We start from the raw sequence: 14,610 nt of genomic DNA on the forward strand, positions 1-14,610 counted from the left end.
CGAATTTGCCCGTCAAGCCTACGCGACGGCTACCGGCGCCGGCGCGTCGGCGGACCCGCTACCTGACCTGCGCCGGGTGGTGACCGCCCGGGCTGCCTCGAAGCGGACAGTCGGGCAGCGATTCCAGGGGGGGTCTACCGGCCGTGCGCCGCAGGTTATTTCACTCATCCGGTCGACTGAGCCGCGAGTCACCCACACGTAGGATCTGGGTCATGTCGGGACGGTGCGATCGGTGGGGCGCCAGAGGCCGGTTGGTGGGATCGTTGATCCTGATCGTTGCGGTCGTGGGCGGTGGCTACTGGCTCAAGACCCGTGACAACGGCGAGCACTGGGACGACGTCGAGGTCGGTCAGTGTGTGAGTGGATTCGACAACCCGGTCGTCGCGAACATGATGCGCGGCGGCCATGCCGCCAACACCGCCCTCAATTGTTCCTCACCCAAGGCCGGATACGTGGTGGTGTCGCACACGTTCGAGAGGACGACCACGTGCGCGGACCGGGACAAGGGCAAGACCGCCTTCGGACGCTACGTGATCAAGGACTTCGACGGTCGACATACCTCGACGATGACGTTCTACGGCGCGATGTGCCTGGCCCCCAATCTGCACGTCGGGAGTTGCTACTCGCCCGGTAGTGAGCGCGGGAACCTGGTGGCGGTCTCGCCGGAATGCGATCTGACGACGTGGCAGGTGACCCGCCGCATCGCCGTCTCTGACATCAACCGATGTTCACCCGCCTCCGGACTCGTACTCCGTCAGCCGCCGGTGACCTACTGCGAAATCGTCCACAGCGATCCCGAAGCACCGGAGTTCGAGCGTAAGCACATGGTCACGGGGCCGCCGCCGGGCGGGTGATTTACGGCGACGGCGTCGGAGCGCCGCACTCTGCGGCAAGTGGGCGTGGTGTCACATCGAGCGGACGTGAATCCAGCGCCCGCGGTCACACATGAGGCCTTTGCCCTCTGGGCCGCGTGCGAGGCGGAAGGCCTTGCCAGAGCACGCGGTTCCCGCGTTGCGCAATGTCGGATCGACCGCGACGGTACATACCCACTGATATCCGCCGCGGTGTCCCACATAAGCGCAAAGAGTCGGTTTCCTGGCCTGGGTGCCGACCCCGGCCCGGAAGACAGCCGACGTAGTGCAGATGTTGTGCGCGACAGCGCAATGACGCCTTTGACTCGGTGGTCCCGGCTGGGATCGAACCAGCGACCTTCCCGGTGTGAACGGGACGCTCTTCCACTGAGCCACGGGACCGCGCTCGGCGCGCTCGGCGCCAGTGCACGAGGAGGAAGATTACACGGGTTGGCATGCGGAACCCAAATCCCCACCCTGTCGTCGTGTCGTCATGTTTCACCGGCATGACGCGATGCGCTGACCAGGCGATTTGGCTAGGTGTGGAGTGGTCCGATAGTGTTCTGCTTCGCGTCGAGAGCAACAAAAGATCCACAAGATCAGCTCCCGACCATGCGGATGTGGCGCAGCTGGTAGCGCATCACCTTGCCAAGGTGAGGGTCGCGGGTTCGAATCCCGTCATCCGCTCGGCGAGCGAGTCCTCTCGCAATTGGCGGTGTGGCCGAGTGGTGAGGCAACGGCCTGCAAAGCCGTGCACACGGGTTCGATTCCCGTCGCCGCCTCCAAAGAACACCAACTTCATAGTCACGCGCGATTAGCTCAGTGGGAGAGCGCTTCCCTGACACGGAAGAGGTCACTGGTTCAATCCCAGTATCGCGCACCACTATTTACACAGTTCAGACGCGGTTTCCGAGATGATCGGGGGCCGCGTCTCTGCTGTCCGGCCGTTGCGCCTTGCCACTCGGTTACGGCAGGTAGTCCCTGGCTTGCACGCCGAGCACATTCAGAAGCGCCAGGGCCTCGGCGGACGGGGACCCCGGGGGTGCGCTGTAGAGCACGAGCGTCTGGTCGCGGTCGGTGAGTGTGAGTGAGTCGCAGTCGACGGTGATCTCCCCGACGACCGGATGACGGAAAGTCTTCGTGAGCATCGGCGCAGCCTGCACGTCATGGCGTTCCCAGAGTCGGGCGAACTCGGGGCTGGCATTGCGGAGCTCCTCGACGAGGGCTGACACGGCGGGGTCGGACGGGTACCGGGCAACGGTCGAGCGAAGCTCCATGACAACGTGATGCCGGAACTCTGCGGCGTCCGAGACCCCGTACAGCGCCGTCTCGGCGTGGGTCGGCCGGAGAAATGCTCGGCGCGCGAGATTGCGGTCGCCCGGCGCGAGTGCGGCAAAGTCCTCCATGAGGGCGGCAGCGAGGTCGTTCCACGCCAGCACCTCGAAGACCGCGGACGTCACGAAAGCGGCCGTCTGGGGTAGCCGCTCGAGGAGCGCGAGGATGCTGGGGCGGACGTCGCGTCGATGCAGTGCGGTACGGCTCGGAGCGGTCCCTGCGAGGACGTGGAGATGATCGGACTCGGTATCGGTGAGCCGCAACGCGCCTCCGATCCCGGCGAGGACCTCACTCGACGGTCGCGGCGCCCGGCCCTGCTCCAGGCGGACGTAGTACTCGGTCGAGATGTGCGCGAGGACCGCGACCTCCTCGCGACGAAGACCTGGTGTCCGCCGGCGCGAACCGGACGGGAGGCCGACGTCCTCCGGGCGGAGTCGCTCGCGACGGCTCCGGAGAAACTCCCCGAGCTCCTGCCTGTCCATACCCCGAGTATGGACGCTCGTGCGCCGATGGATCCTGGTACTGACTGTGCCTGTATCCGGCGTGAAGGCTGCCTGACGCTGTCACCATGACGAACAACAAAGACATCGCACCCATCGGCCTGCTCGTCGGAAAGGTCGTGTTCATCACCGGCGCGAGCCGCGGGATAGGGGCGGCCGCGGCCCGGCTCTTTGCGCAGGAAGGCGCTCGCGTCGTGCTCGCTGCCCGCTGCATCGATGCACTGCAGCAGATCGTCGAAGAGATCCGTGCCGACGGTGCCGAGGCGAATGCCGTGCCAGTGGACCTCGCCGACCGCGCAAGTATCGGCGCTGCGATCGACCGCATCGAGCACTTTCACGGACAGCTCGACGGCGCGTTCAACAACGGTGCTGCGATCCAGCAGCCCGGCCCACTCGACATGACGAGTGACGAGGACATCGAGGAGCAATTCACGGTGAACTTCCGGGCGCACTGGACTGCGATGACCGCCGAGGCCGCGCTCATGCGACGAGGCGGCGGCGGGGCGATCGTCAACACCTCGAGCATCGGTAGCAGGCGCGCGAACCCCGACCTGCCCGCGTACGGTGCCATGAAGCGCTCACTCAACAGCATCACCGAGAGTGCCGCCGTGAGCTGGGCCCCTCACAAGATCCGCGTGAACGGGATCGCCCCCGGCGGCACGGCCACGGAGATGATCGACACGTGGGAGGCAGCGACACCTGGCATCATCGAGCACATCAACGCGTCTATCCCGCTCGGCCGGATGGCCGAGCCCCGCGAGGTGGCGGAGGCGGCCGCGTGGTTGCTCAGTGACCGCGCCTCGATGGTGACCGGCGCGATCGTGCCGGTCGACGGCGGCGCCGGTGCCTGAGGAGTGACCCGGTTTCGCACGACTGTCATCGCAGGTCAGGCACCCTTCCGAGAGTACCTTTCTTGTTGTTGCGCACCACTGCCCGCACGGACGTCCGCCTCCAGCCGCCACCGCCCTACCCTGGGGCAGTGGGAAAGATCGTCGACACCGAGGAGGTCGCATTGTGAGCTTTCAGGTCCCGGGTCCGTCACATTCCAAGATCGAGGAACTGAACGCGCTCACGCGGCCGCACGGTTTCCATGTCACGACGCCCGGCAGGTCCGCACGGGTGGAAATCGGCGGGGTCGTACACAACCTGGACAATCCCGATCGGTACCGGCTCGTCGTCGCCGCCGATGCCTCGCCGTACATCGACCCGGACACCGGCGCGGACCTCTTCACCGAGCAACGCATTCGCGATCTGATCGCACGCTGGGCCGGATCGATCTAGGCACTGGATGATTCTCGCGACGAAGACGATGTGGCGTCCGCGTCGCGCGGCCCGTCAGCGGCCGACGCGCAGAGCTTTGGCCAGCGTCGGCCACGCGCGGTGGAGATCCTGATCCCAGTAACCCCACGAGTGCAGTCCGGCACGGAAGTCGTAGGTCGCCCTGACGCCGGCCCGGTCCGCCTTCTCCCGGAAACTCATCGTGCATCGCAGAGCAACACTCTCGAGGATGCCGCCCACGGGCGACGCGATACCGGCGAGCCCGAGTGAGGGATCAGGGAGCCCGTTGCCGACCGCGACATAGATCGGCTTTCCTTTGAGCGCGGAAACACGAGCAGCAGGATCATGCGCCGCCCAGTCCGAGTCGCCCGGCGGTCCCCACATGTTGTCGGGGTTACCGCCGCGGGTGGCCACCGTTGCCGCGGTCGCCTGGCGGAGTTCGGTACTCCCCTGGTCGAGGCAACCGCTGAATGCCGCGACGCCCGAATAGAGCTCGGGATTCCGCACGGCAAGCGACATTGCGCCCAAAGCCCCCATGGAGAGCCCGCCGATGGCGTTCACCCCGTTTCCCCGGAAGCGGGAATCGATGAGCGGCGGCAATTCCTTGGTCAGAAACGTCTCCCAGCGGTTCAGTCCGAGCACCGGATCCCGCGACGTCCAGTCGGTGTAATACGAACCCGTTCCCCCGATGGGCAGCACGACGTTGACATCCTTGTCGGCCATGAATCGCGCGACGTCGGTCTGGCGAGTCCACCCGCTCTCGGTGTAGTTCGTATACACACCGCCGTCGATACCGTCGAGAAGGTAGAGCGTCGGCCGCGGCGTCCCCTGATCCCGCGGAAGAAGCACCGACAGGTTGGTGGGCCTCCCCATCGCGGCGGAATAGACCGTCACCGTCGCGCGTGCCGGCGACGACATCGTGACGGCGACGAGTCTCGCCCCGCTCGCGGCGGGAGTCGACACGTCCGGTACCGGTGCCGGTACCGCCCCCGCGGACGGGGCTCCCGTCAGCGCGCCCACGATCGCGATGCACACGGCAATGCCCACGACGACAGGTTTCCGCCACATGAAGGTCCTCCCCCATTTCCCCCAGCCCACCCGGCACTCCCCCAACCTGCGCCCGTCAGGGACGGCGATGCGACGACGTATGACTGTCCAGGCGCGGACATCCACCGGCACAGGCTGACCGCGACAAGTGAACCACGATTGGCGCGGTCACGGGCACTGATTGTGGGTGTCTCCGCCGCCATCCGACCACGGGGTCCCGGCCGTTGTGGACCTCACGCCGTCATCAACGATCGAAATGACGGGGATTCGCAACCCGAAGACGAGCGAGCACCGCCGCCGACATCGCGGGACGGACACCGGCCGCCGCCGGATCGACGTCTCCGGCGCGGATCGCCTGTGCGAGCGTCACCTCGTCGGCGAAACCCAGTGCCGCCAAACCATCCGTTACGACGACTTGATCTGCGCTGCTGTCGATCTCACGATCGACCATGCCGAGCAGATTCAGGCAGATCCTCAGCAGGTACTTCTCTCGTCCGCTCTCGGCCGGCAACGCACCCAGGACGTCGTCTCGGAGCGTCTCGGACACGAGGTCCAGGATCTCCGTCAGCGCGGGCCGATCGTGCAGTCTGTTGGCCGCAGCGGTGGCATGCACATCGTGCCCGGGCTCGTCGAGCAGGCCCAGTGCGAGGAGCAGGTCGTACTCCGATTCGCAGACCCGGCGACCGACCGCCGCCAGTTCCAGCGAGTGTTCGGCGCCGCTGAGGTGCCGGTAGGCCTGAAATCGGCTGAGCACCAACCATCGAAGTGTTCCGTAGACCTCCCACCAGTGCAGCTCCTCGGGGTCGGGACGGTCGCCGGTGACGTCGCCATAACCGTCCAGCAGGTCCTCGCGTGAGCCGACCCCCGCCACCGGCGGCGATTGGCCAAAGCGCCACGCGCGCACACACAACCACCCCAGATCCTCGATCGGGTCACCGAGATGAGCGAGCTCCCAATCGAGCACACCCCGGATGCCCGAGTTGTCGATCAGCAGGTTTCCCATGCGGAAGTCGCCGTGCACCAGGGTGTCCGGCCGTCGGCCTGGTCGATGGTCGCGAAGCCATCGCAGGCCGGTCTCGACCGCGGGTCGCGGGTCGTCGACGTCCCGATAGATCGTCTCGATGAGGTCGACCGGATCGCGGTCGTCGAGCATGTCGAGCGTGTCGGTAGGAGTGCGATGGATCAGCCCCAGCACCCGGCCCATCTCCCGGGCGAGGTGGCCACGCACCGTGGCGAACTCCTCGTCGCGCTGTATCTTCCGGGCGATCGCCTCGCCGGCCACCATGTCGGTCACGAGATAGGGGGCGTCGATCCCCGGCGAGTCGTCGCCCGCGGCGATCAGGGTCGGGACCGGAACGCCCGCATCGGCCGCGGCACGCAGACAGGCGGCCTCGGCACGCATCCGGGCGGGTTCGCCATGGCCCGGTGGGTCGCGCCGCAGCACCACGGTGCGCTCCCCGACACCGGAGTGCGTGCGCGCCGCCCAGGTCTCACGGCTGGCTCCGCCGGTGAGCCGGCGGACGCCGTCGACGACGATCTCCGCGCCGGTGGCCTTCGCCAGCACGGCGCCGATCCCGGCGGCCAGCGCCTCACTGCTGTCGGTCATCGTCGTGCTCACCGCCACGGCGCGGCGTCGGGGTCGCGGAGCAACCGGCGCGCGGTCGACATCCGATGCACCTCGTCCGGACCGTCGTAGATGCGCGCGTAGCGGGCCTGTCGGTACATCCGCTCCAGTGGCGTGTCGGCGGTCAGGCCGAGAGCGCCGTGCACCTGGATCGAACGGTCGATCACGTTGTGGAGCATACGTGCACCCCAGAACTTGATCAGGCCGATCTGGACGCGCGCATCGTCGCCGGTGTCCATCACCCGGGCAGCATCGAGGGTCATCAGGCGGGCCGCCTGGATCTCCGCCGCAGACTCCGAGATGTATCGGTGGATCTCACCCTTCTCGGCCAGCAACGAGCCATGGACGAAGCGGGAATTGGCGCGCTCACACATCAATTCGTATGCGCGCTGGGCCTGGCCGAGCCACCGCATGCAGTGGAAGATCCGGCCCGGACCGAGCCGGTCCTGCGCGATCACGAAGCCCTTACCCCGTTCGCCGAGGAGGTTCTCCCGCGGAACCCGGACATCGGTCAGACGGACCTCGAAGTGGTCACTCGGGTCATGACCCATCGTCGGGATCGCGCGGACGATCTCGAAGCCCGGAGTGTCGGTCGGCACGATGATCGAGCTGATCCGCGAATGTCGGGGCGCCGACTCGTCTTCGGTCCGCGCGAACACGGAGCAATACGCCGCGCGGTTGACGCCGGTGGTGAACCACTTGTGGCCGTTGATCACCCAGGTCTCGCCGTCGAGCTCCGCACGGGTCGCGATCAGTGTCGGATCGGATCCGGCGACCTCTGGCTCGGTCAGCCCCACCGACGGGAGCAGGTCACCGGCGACCATGCCGGGGATCCACCGACGCTGTTGTTCCTCGGTGCCGTGCTTGTGCAGCATGATGGTGTCCTGCATGGTCACCGAACCGACCGCGAGCTGACCGAACTCCGATCGTCCGATGATCTCGTTCAGGTGGACGAAGTCCATGAACGGCACACCACCACCGCCGACGTCCGACGGGTGGCCGAGTGCCCACAGATCGAGTTCCTTTGCACGGGAGCGTAATCCGCCGAGAACCTCGGTGGAGGCATCCTCGTCGCCGGTCAGCTCGCGCTCGCGCGGGATCACCTCGTCGTCGATGAAGGCGCGCATGCGAGCGCATAGCTGGGCCAAGTCGTCGCCCGGTACGGAAGTCGCCAGGTCGGTCATCATGTGCTCTTTCTCATCGGGTCATCATTGTGTCCAGGTCGCGCGGCGTCGAACCGCCACGGCATGCAACGGGCCGATGTACCCGGAATCGACAACTCCGTGGCGTCGGCGAGGGACCCGGTCAGCGCGTGCTCCGGAACGAATCCGCCGTCGTGGAGGATCCGCGAACTCGTCGATCGTCATCGATCTCCCCGTTCGTCTCCGGCCGCCCACGCGTGGACGACCGTGGTCTCAATCGTCGAGGCCCAACGCGCCCAGACACATCTGGTCGAGGGTGTCGAGCAACTTCGTCTCGTCGGCGTCCTCGCCCTGGACCAACCACAGGTACAGGCTGTGGTCGACCATCGCCGCCATCGCCCGCGCAGCCATGGTGGGGTCGAGCGCGGCCCGCGCGCGACCCTCGTCCTGCCATCGTGCGATCGCGGTGGCGGTCCGCTCGATCCACTGCGCCCGATGCCGATGCCGCAACTCTCGGAACTCGGAGTTGAAGGTCGCGACCTGTTCGACGATGGCCATCATGCGAGCGTTGCGGCGATACGCCTGGTAATAGGCGTGATTGGAGGCGATCAGCCGCTCGGCCGGCGTCCGGCCCGGTGCCGACGGTTCGCGGAGATGGACATCGGTGAACAGCCGCGTACTCAGCTCGCGGAAGACCTCTTCCTTCGATTCGAAGTATCGGTAGAAGGTGCCGTACGAGACGTCGGCCTCCTGCGCGATCAACTCGACCCGGGCGTCGAGGAAGCCGACGCGCTCGAAGACCCGGGTGGCGGCGTCGAGCAGCGAGTCACGCGTCGCCCTCCCCCGCGGCGACAGCGAATCAACCGGTGCTGTCGGGGTGTTGACAGACGACTTCGCCACGTTCAAGACTATCCAAGAAGATGACATGACAGTCAAGTCATGTTCGGGAAGGAGCTCCATGTCGACCACGAACCCCAAGTTCGAACTCCGCGGCATCAATCACCTGGCATTGGTGTGTGCCGACATGCGCCGGACGATCGACTTCTACTCGGGCGTGCTCGGCATGCCCTTGGTCAAGACACTCGACCTGCCGGCGGGACTCGGCCAGCATTTCTTCTTCGACTGCGGCGGCGGCAACACGGTGGCGTTCTTCTGGCTGGCGAATTCCCCCGAGGCCGCACCCGGGATCGCCGCACCCAAGGGACGGCCCGACGAAGGCGAACTCGCCAGCGCCGTCGGGTCGATGAACCATGTGGCCTTCGCCGTGCCGCCGGAACAGTTCGACGAGTACCGGTCCCGACTGGAGGCCGAGGACGTCGCGGTCAGCCCGGTGCTCAACCACGACGACAGCCCTGCCGGCGTCTCGCGCCACGTGCACCCGGGTACCTTCGTGCGGTCGTTCTACTTCCAGGATCCCGATGGCGTTCTATTGGAGTTCGCCTGCTGGACAAGAGAATTCACCGATGCGGATGTTTCCCATGAACCAAAGACGGCGGCCGACCGCCACGTTCACGCATCCAACTGACCTGCACCGCCGAGAAAGGAACCCGATGCCACGCCTGCCCGAGGTCCACCGTGCCGACGTCACCGATGAGAAGATCCTCTACTTCTACGATCACCTCTTCGGAAAGGACAAGGACCCGGCCGTCGACCACGGCACCATCCACGCGACGCCGGGCGACTGGTGGACCGTCTTCGCCCAGTCCCCCGCCGTGTTCGGTCACGCGGTGCGCGGATTCGCCCTGTACCGCAACTCGACCGTCGATCCGCTGCTGCGTGAGCTCGGCCAGGGCCGGGCGGGGTATGCGCGCGGCAGCCAGTTCGTCTTCTCGCAGCACTGCAAGCAGATGCGATCGCTCGGGATGCCCGAGGACAAGATCGCGGCCATCCCGGCGTGGCAGGTCAGCGACCTGTTCTCCCCGCTCGAACGAGCGGTGCTCGCCTACACCGATGCGCTCGTGCTCGACGGCGGGCGGGTACCGGACGGCGTGTTCGACGTGCTCGCCGAACACCTGCCGCCGGACCAGATCCTCCAGCTGACCTACATCACCACGATGTACGACATGCACGCGACGATGAGCAAGGCACTGAAACTCGAGTTCGACGATGTCCCCGAACGGATCACCGAGGTGCAGGTGCCCGAGGGCGTGGAGGTGGCCGACCTGTCCGCCGATCTCGCAGGCGAGTAGACCCCTCCTCACCGTTCGCTGGTGCGTAGGCTGACGCCCATGGATTTCGAGTCCGTGTTCACCGGCGTCGCAGTGGCGTTCGAGGTGATCGGTGCGCTCGCGATGATCGGCGGATTCGTCATCGCGGTGGTGCTCGGCGCCCGATCGTTGCTTCGCGACGACGGCGGGCGGGTCGCATTCGGCATCCTCCGGAACACCCTCGGCGCAGCGATCCTCCTCGGGCTCGAAGTCCTGGTCGCCGCCGACCTCATCCGCACCATCACGTCCAAGCCGTCCATCGAGGACGCGTTGATCCTGGGCCTCATCGTGCTGATCCGGACGGTCCTGTCCATGTCGATCCAGATCGAGATCGACGGTGTGGTGCCCTGGCGGCGGGCAATGCTCACCAGCGGTGGACAACTCATCGGCGACGCGGTGGCCCGGGACATACAGGCCGCACGACGCTCCGGTGGGCTTCCGCCGGCTGCTGCCCCGACGCCCGGCGAGTGACGCTCTCACGACCCGGGCGTAGATTGCGAATGTGCCCGTCGCAGCATTGATCGAGACCGTCACCGACCCGGCCCAGGCGAGTGCCGTGGCCGAGGTCGCGGCAGCCACCTTCCCCCTGGCGTGCCCACCGCACTCGACGCCGGACGACATCGCGGGGTTCATCCGGGAGAACCTGCGCCCGGAGCGGTTCGCCGGGTACATCCACAGCCCCGACAGCGACGTACTCACCGCGCGGGACGGCGTCCAGGGCCCGATCGTGGGCTACGCGTTGATCCACCACGGCGCCCCGACCCACCCCGATGTGGCGGCGGTGGTCACCGCGCGGCCGGTCACCGAGATCTCCAAGATGTATGTCGCACCCGATCATCACGCGCTCGGGCGCGATACTCCACCGTCGCACGATTTGATGCGTGCCGCACTGGATCTGGCGCGGGAGCGCGGCAGCGTACTGGCGTGGCTCGGCGTCAACCAGGAAAACGTTCGCGCACTTCGCTTCTACGCGAAAATGGGCTTCACCCGAGTGGGTGTGAAGACCTTCGACCTGAACGGATCGATCGAGCACGACTTCATCATGGCGCAGCGGTTGAACTGACCGGGAATGCCCGTCAGACGGTGGATTCCGCGAACCGCGACAGCGCGAGCAGACGCGACGTGGCACGCAGATACTTCTTGCGATACCCGCCCGCGAGCATCTCGTCGGTGAAGATCTCGTCGAGTTTGCTCCCTGACACGGTCACCGGGATGTTGGCGTCGTAGAGGCGGTCGGCCAGCACCACCAGACGCAGCCCCACCGACTGGTCCTTCGCCGGATGCACACCCTCGATGCAGACCAGCGAGACACCCGCGACCAGATCCTTGTATTTGGACGGGTGCAGCGTGCTCAGGTGATCACACAGCGCGTCGAAGTCGTCGAGAGTGGCGTCCGGCGTCGAGGCGGCCACCTCCTCGAGTTCCGCGTCACTGCGCGGTTCCGGAGCGGGCGGGAGGTCGCGGTGCCGGTAGTCGGGGCCGTCCACCCGGATCGTCTCGAAAACTGCCGACAGCTTGCGAATCTCCCTCAGGAAGTCCTGCGCGGCGAATCGCCCCTCGCCGAGCTGACCGGGGAGCGTGTTGGAGGTCGCGGCGATCGAAACCCCCTTCGCGGTGAGCTCGGTCAGCAGTCGTGACACCAGCATCGTGTCGCCCGGGTCGTCGAGCTCGAACTCGTCGATGCACAGCACGGTGTGATCGGAGAGCCGCTCGACCGCGTTGACGAATCCGAGTGCACCCACCACGTGGGTCACCTCGACAAAGGTCGCGAACGCCTTCGGTTCCGGCATGGAGTGGTAGATCGAGGCCAGCAGGTGGGTCTTGCCGACACCGAACCCGCCGTCGAGGTAGAGGCCGACGCCCTGACCGGTCGATTTACGTGAGAAGAGGCCACGCTTGCCGCCCCGGACCTTGCTCGCGCGCGCGACGAAATCCCGTGCCTTCGACACCGCCTGCGCCTGCGAGGGCTCGGCGGGATCCGGGATGTACGAATCGAAGCTGACCGTATCGAAGGTCGACGGTGGCACCATCTCGTCGATGAGCGCCTCGGGGGCGACCATCGGATTCCGATCGCAGAGTCGTGCCGTCATAAGGGGAGGGTAGCCACCTCGGACATGATGGAGTCATGTTCGGTCTTCAGAAAGCGACCCAGGTCACATCGACGCAGGACGAGGCCACCACCCTGCGGTGGCTCGCCGAGCAGTATCCCTATCCGGATCGGCCCGCCTCGCCACCGTGCCTCCCCCGCCCGTATCTCCGGGTCAACATGGTCAGTTCCATCGACGGTGCGGTCACCCACGACGGCCGCTCCGGTGGCCTCGCCGGACCCGGCGACAAAGCCGTCTTCCGGGTGCTGCGGGCGCTGGCCGACGTGATCATCGTGGGCGCCCGGACGGCCGTCGTCGAGGGGTACCGTCAGCCATCGCCCGACGAGGTGTTCACGGCCGTGCGCGCTGAACGCGACCAGGCCCCGGCGCCGGCCCTCGCCCTGCTCTCACGCACCCTCTCCATCCCCACCGAGTACGCCCCCCTCGCCCAACCCGACACCGTGGTATTCACCTGCCGGGCCGCGTCCGCGGACCGGCGCGCCGCACTCCGCGACGCCGGTGCCACCCTGATCGACTGCGGCGACGATGACGTCGACATGAACGCGGTCCTCGATGTGTGCGCCGAGCGGGGCTGGGTGCGCGCTCTCAGCGAAGGTGGCCCGACGCTGCTCGGATCGTTCATCGACGACGACGTCCTCGACGAACTCTGCGTCACCACCAGTCCGAACGCGGTCGCCGGCGACGCCGGCCGCATAGCGCATCACCCCGCGCAGGCGGCCCTGCACCGGATGCGCCCGGTCACGATCATCACCGACGACGACGGCTTCGTGTTCATCCGCTGGACCCGCGCATCCCCGGAGGAGGCATGACAGGCATGCCCCGCCGGGATGACTAGGCTCGCGGACATGCGACGAGCACCCCGGCGGCCCGCCGGCATCGGATCACGGTCCGCCGCGATGCTGTTCGCGGCCGCGGCGATGGCGGCGGTGATGGGCCTGTCGGGATGCGCGATCGGGCCCGACCTGGGTCCTGACGCCGTGACGGGCGGCGGCGGTGGCGACGCCCCACCGTCGTCGTCGAAGGCCGCCCCCGCCCTGCCAGCACTCGGTGCACCCAGGACCGACCTCGACTGGAAGGGCTGCGCCCGGCCGTTCGCAGCCCGTTTCGGCGTACCGGTGCCCGGCGGGGTCACCCTCGAGTGCGCCGAACTCGACGTCCCCGTCAATCCGAACAATCCGACCGGCGACACGCTGGCGGTCGCGTTGACCCGGGCACGCGTGGCCGCCACGCCCAAGGACGCCGCACCGCTCGTGCTCACCTCCGGTTCGGACCTGCCGTCGTCGCGCACGCTCCTCATGCTCGCCACCGGACCCGGCCGAAGCCTGCTGTCGCAGCACCCGGTGGTGGCGATCGACCGTCGGGGCACCCCGACAAGCGGCGACCTCGACTGCATGACGCGGATCGAGCGGTCGGCGATGAGCCGTAACGGACTCCCCGAGGCCGGGGCCGCCGACCAGTCCGAGCGCATCAACCGGCTCGCGCGGGCCGCATCGTCGGCGTCGGACGGCTGCACCGAGACGCTGACCCCACACCAGCTCGACTTCGGCGCGGGCTTTGCCGCCGCCGACATCGAGGCCCTGCGCATCCGATGGGGCGTCGAGCATCTGGGTCTGATCGGGGTCGGCGAAGGGTCCGACGTGGTGCTCGCCTACGCCAGTAACTACTCGGGACGTGCCGGACGCATCGTCCTCGACACCCCGACCGCGTACGGGGCCAACGCGCGCGACCGTGCCGCCGCCCAGGCGACCGGGGTGCAGGCCGCCCTGCGGTCGTTCGCGCAGAGTTGCGTCACCGCCGGATCCTGCCCGCTGGGCGCCGATGGGGCGTCGACCATCGGCGACGTCCTCGCCAAGGGCCGCACCGGGCGTCTCGGCGGTATCTCGGACACGGAGGCCCTGTCGGCGATCACCACCGCACTGGCGCTGGCCCCCAACCGCCCGCAGGCGGTGACCGATCTGGCCTCGGCTATCTCTGCCGCCGACCGTGGCGACACCGCCGCGCTGAGTGCGCTCGCCGAGCGCGCGGAGGGACTGCGAACCGGTGACGGGCAGCTGGTCTCCCGCTGCAACGACGTCAGCGGCCCGATCGGCCAGAACGAGATCCCGGGGCTGGTCGATGCGTGGACCAAGCAGAACCCGCTCACCGGCGCCGACAGCGCACTCTCGATGCTGCGGTGCAACGGCTGGGCCTCCTCGACGCCGACCAATCCGCCCAATGCGCTCCCGATCGATCCGCTGGTGCTCGCGGGCGCGAACGATCCGATCAACGGCGCCGGTGGGGCGGACGCCCTCAAGGCCCTGTTCATCAAGGCCGGCGTCACACCGACCACCGTCTCGTGGGACGGTCTGGGCTACTCGGTGCTGGCGCGCAGCGCATGCGCCGCCGACACGGTGACGCAGTACCTCGGCAATCGGCCCCTCGGGGAGCCCACCGAACGCGGCTGCCCCACCTGACCGACCTGCACCGGCGCACCGCGAAGGGCACAGGCTGTGCGGATGTGGGCACGCCGACGTAGTAC

The 14,610-nt window shown here is 67.5% G+C and carries 15 protein-coding genes and 4 tRNA genes; 12 read left to right on the forward strand and 7 right to left on the reverse strand.

Going from position 1 to position 14,610, the window contains the following annotated elements; all coding sequences use genetic code 11:
* Positions 1 to 212: 212 nt before the first annotated feature.
* Complete coding sequence (locus ACLQ3I_RS19840) at positions 213 to 854, forward strand: hypothetical protein (protein ID WP_425793866.1); 642 nt, start codon at positions 213 to 215, stop codon at positions 852 to 854.
* Positions 855 to 1,181: 327 nt separating this feature from the next.
* Here ACLQ3I_RS19840 and ACLQ3I_RS19845 read toward each other — a convergent pair.
* Positions 1,182 to 1,253 (reverse strand) — tRNA-Val (locus ACLQ3I_RS19845).
* 212 nt (positions 1,254 to 1,465) lie between these two features.
* On the opposite strand from ACLQ3I_RS19845, the gene ACLQ3I_RS19850 reads away from it, so the two are divergent.
* The 3 genes from ACLQ3I_RS19850 (at position 1,466) to ACLQ3I_RS19860 (ending at position 1,734) form a co-directional block, all read left to right on the forward strand.
* A tRNA-Gly gene (locus ACLQ3I_RS19850) sits at positions 1,466 to 1,538 on the forward strand.
* Positions 1,539 to 1,562: 24 nt separating this feature from the next.
* Positions 1,563 to 1,636 (forward strand) — tRNA-Cys (locus ACLQ3I_RS19855).
* A 23-nt stretch (positions 1,637 to 1,659) separates the two neighbouring features.
* A tRNA-Val gene (locus ACLQ3I_RS19860) sits at positions 1,660 to 1,734 on the forward strand.
* Positions 1,735 to 1,816: 82 nt separating this feature from the next.
* On the opposite strand, the gene ACLQ3I_RS19865 is transcribed toward ACLQ3I_RS19860, so the two are convergent.
* Positions 1,817 to 2,668 carry a helix-turn-helix transcriptional regulator gene (locus tag ACLQ3I_RS19865; protein WP_425804171.1) on the reverse strand — a complete coding sequence of 284 codons (852 nt, stop codon included), beginning with the start codon at positions 2,666 to 2,668 and terminating at the stop codon, positions 1,817 to 1,819.
* Positions 2,669 to 2,754: 86 nt separating this feature from the next.
* Between ACLQ3I_RS19865 and ACLQ3I_RS19870 the strand changes: the two genes are divergently transcribed.
* Together ACLQ3I_RS19870 and ACLQ3I_RS19875 are read left to right on the forward strand one after the other, a co-directional pair.
* On the forward strand, positions 2,755 to 3,537 hold the full coding sequence (locus tag ACLQ3I_RS19870; RefSeq protein WP_425804173.1) for an SDR family NAD(P)-dependent oxidoreductase: 783 nt from the start codon (positions 2,755 to 2,757) through the stop codon (positions 3,535 to 3,537).
* Between the two features lie 163 nt (positions 3,538 to 3,700).
* Positions 3,701 to 3,967 (forward strand): hypothetical protein, encoded by a 267-nt coding sequence (locus tag ACLQ3I_RS19875; RefSeq protein ID WP_425793862.1) that lies wholly within the window; start codon positions 3,701 to 3,703, stop codon positions 3,965 to 3,967.
* 54 nt (positions 3,968 to 4,021) lie between these two features.
* Here ACLQ3I_RS19875 and ACLQ3I_RS19880 read toward each other — a convergent pair whose 3' ends face one another.
* The 4 genes from ACLQ3I_RS19880 to ACLQ3I_RS19895 all read right to left on the reverse strand — a co-directional run bounded on the left by ACLQ3I_RS19880 (position 4,022) and on the right by ACLQ3I_RS19895 (position 8,677).
* On the reverse strand, positions 4,022 to 5,032 hold the full coding sequence (locus ACLQ3I_RS19880; RefSeq protein ID WP_425804175.1) for an alpha/beta hydrolase: 1,011 nt from the start codon (positions 5,030 to 5,032) through the stop codon (positions 4,022 to 4,024).
* Positions 5,033 to 5,255: 223 nt separating this feature from the next.
* Positions 5,256 to 6,617, reverse strand: a complete 1,362-nt coding sequence (locus tag ACLQ3I_RS19885; protein ID WP_425804177.1) for a phosphotransferase family protein — start codon at positions 6,615 to 6,617, stop codon at positions 5,256 to 5,258.
* A gap of 8 nt (positions 6,618 to 6,625) precedes the next feature.
* The gene (locus ACLQ3I_RS19890; protein WP_425794018.1) at positions 6,626 to 7,819 is read right to left on the reverse strand and encodes an acyl-CoA dehydrogenase family protein; all 1,194 of its coding nucleotides are present in this window, start codon (positions 7,817 to 7,819) and stop codon (positions 6,626 to 6,628) included.
* Positions 7,820 to 8,050: 231 nt separating this feature from the next.
* Positions 8,051 to 8,677: a TetR/AcrR family transcriptional regulator gene (locus ACLQ3I_RS19895; RefSeq protein WP_425793858.1), complete on the reverse strand. Its 627-nt coding sequence runs from the start codon at positions 8,675 to 8,677 to the stop codon at positions 8,051 to 8,053.
* Between the two features lie 58 nt (positions 8,678 to 8,735).
* Here ACLQ3I_RS19895 and ACLQ3I_RS19900 point away from each other — a divergent pair, with 58 nt between their 5' ends.
* The 4 genes from ACLQ3I_RS19900 to ACLQ3I_RS19915 are packed head-to-tail and all read left to right on the forward strand — an operon-like array spanning position 8,736 to position 11,047.
* Complete coding sequence (locus tag ACLQ3I_RS19900) at positions 8,736 to 9,302, forward strand: VOC family protein (protein WP_425804180.1); 567 nt, start codon at positions 8,736 to 8,738, stop codon at positions 9,300 to 9,302.
* 25 nt (positions 9,303 to 9,327) lie between these two features.
* On the forward strand, positions 9,328 to 9,966 hold the full coding sequence (locus ACLQ3I_RS19905; RefSeq protein WP_425793855.1) for a carboxymuconolactone decarboxylase family protein: 639 nt from the start codon (positions 9,328 to 9,330) through the stop codon (positions 9,964 to 9,966).
* Between the two features lie 39 nt (positions 9,967 to 10,005).
* On the forward strand, positions 10,006 to 10,455 hold the full coding sequence (locus ACLQ3I_RS19910; protein WP_425804183.1) for a DUF1622 domain-containing protein: 450 nt from the start codon (positions 10,006 to 10,008) through the stop codon (positions 10,453 to 10,455).
* Positions 10,456 to 10,486: 31 nt separating this feature from the next.
* Positions 10,487 to 11,047 (forward strand): GNAT family N-acetyltransferase, encoded by a 561-nt coding sequence (locus ACLQ3I_RS19915; RefSeq protein ID WP_425804186.1) that lies wholly within the window; start codon positions 10,487 to 10,489, stop codon positions 11,045 to 11,047.
* 13 nt (positions 11,048 to 11,060) lie between these two features.
* Here the strand turns inward: ACLQ3I_RS19915 and zapE are convergent, their stop codons facing one another.
* The gene (gene zapE, locus ACLQ3I_RS19920) at positions 11,061 to 12,074 is read right to left on the reverse strand and encodes a cell division protein ZapE (protein ID WP_425793851.1); all 1,014 of its coding nucleotides are present in this window, start codon (positions 12,072 to 12,074) and stop codon (positions 11,061 to 11,063) included.
* Positions 12,075 to 12,109: 35 nt separating this feature from the next.
* On the opposite strand from zapE, the gene ACLQ3I_RS19925 reads away from it, so the two are divergent.
* Together ACLQ3I_RS19925 and ACLQ3I_RS19930 are read left to right on the forward strand one after the other, a co-directional pair.
* Entirely contained in the window at positions 12,110 to 12,901 is a 792-nt protein-coding gene (locus tag ACLQ3I_RS19925) for a dihydrofolate reductase family protein (protein ID WP_425804188.1), read from the forward strand.
* Between the two features lie 108 nt (positions 12,902 to 13,009).
* On the forward strand, positions 13,010 to 14,545 hold the full coding sequence (locus ACLQ3I_RS19930) for an alpha/beta hydrolase (protein ID WP_425804436.1): 1,536 nt from the start codon (positions 13,010 to 13,012) through the stop codon (positions 14,543 to 14,545).
* The last annotated feature ends 65 nt before the right edge of the window (positions 14,546 to 14,610 follow it).

This window comes from Gordonia sp. DT101, from assembly GCF_049844895.1.
Lineage (GTDB): Bacteria > Actinomycetota > Actinomycetes > Mycobacteriales > Mycobacteriaceae > Gordonia.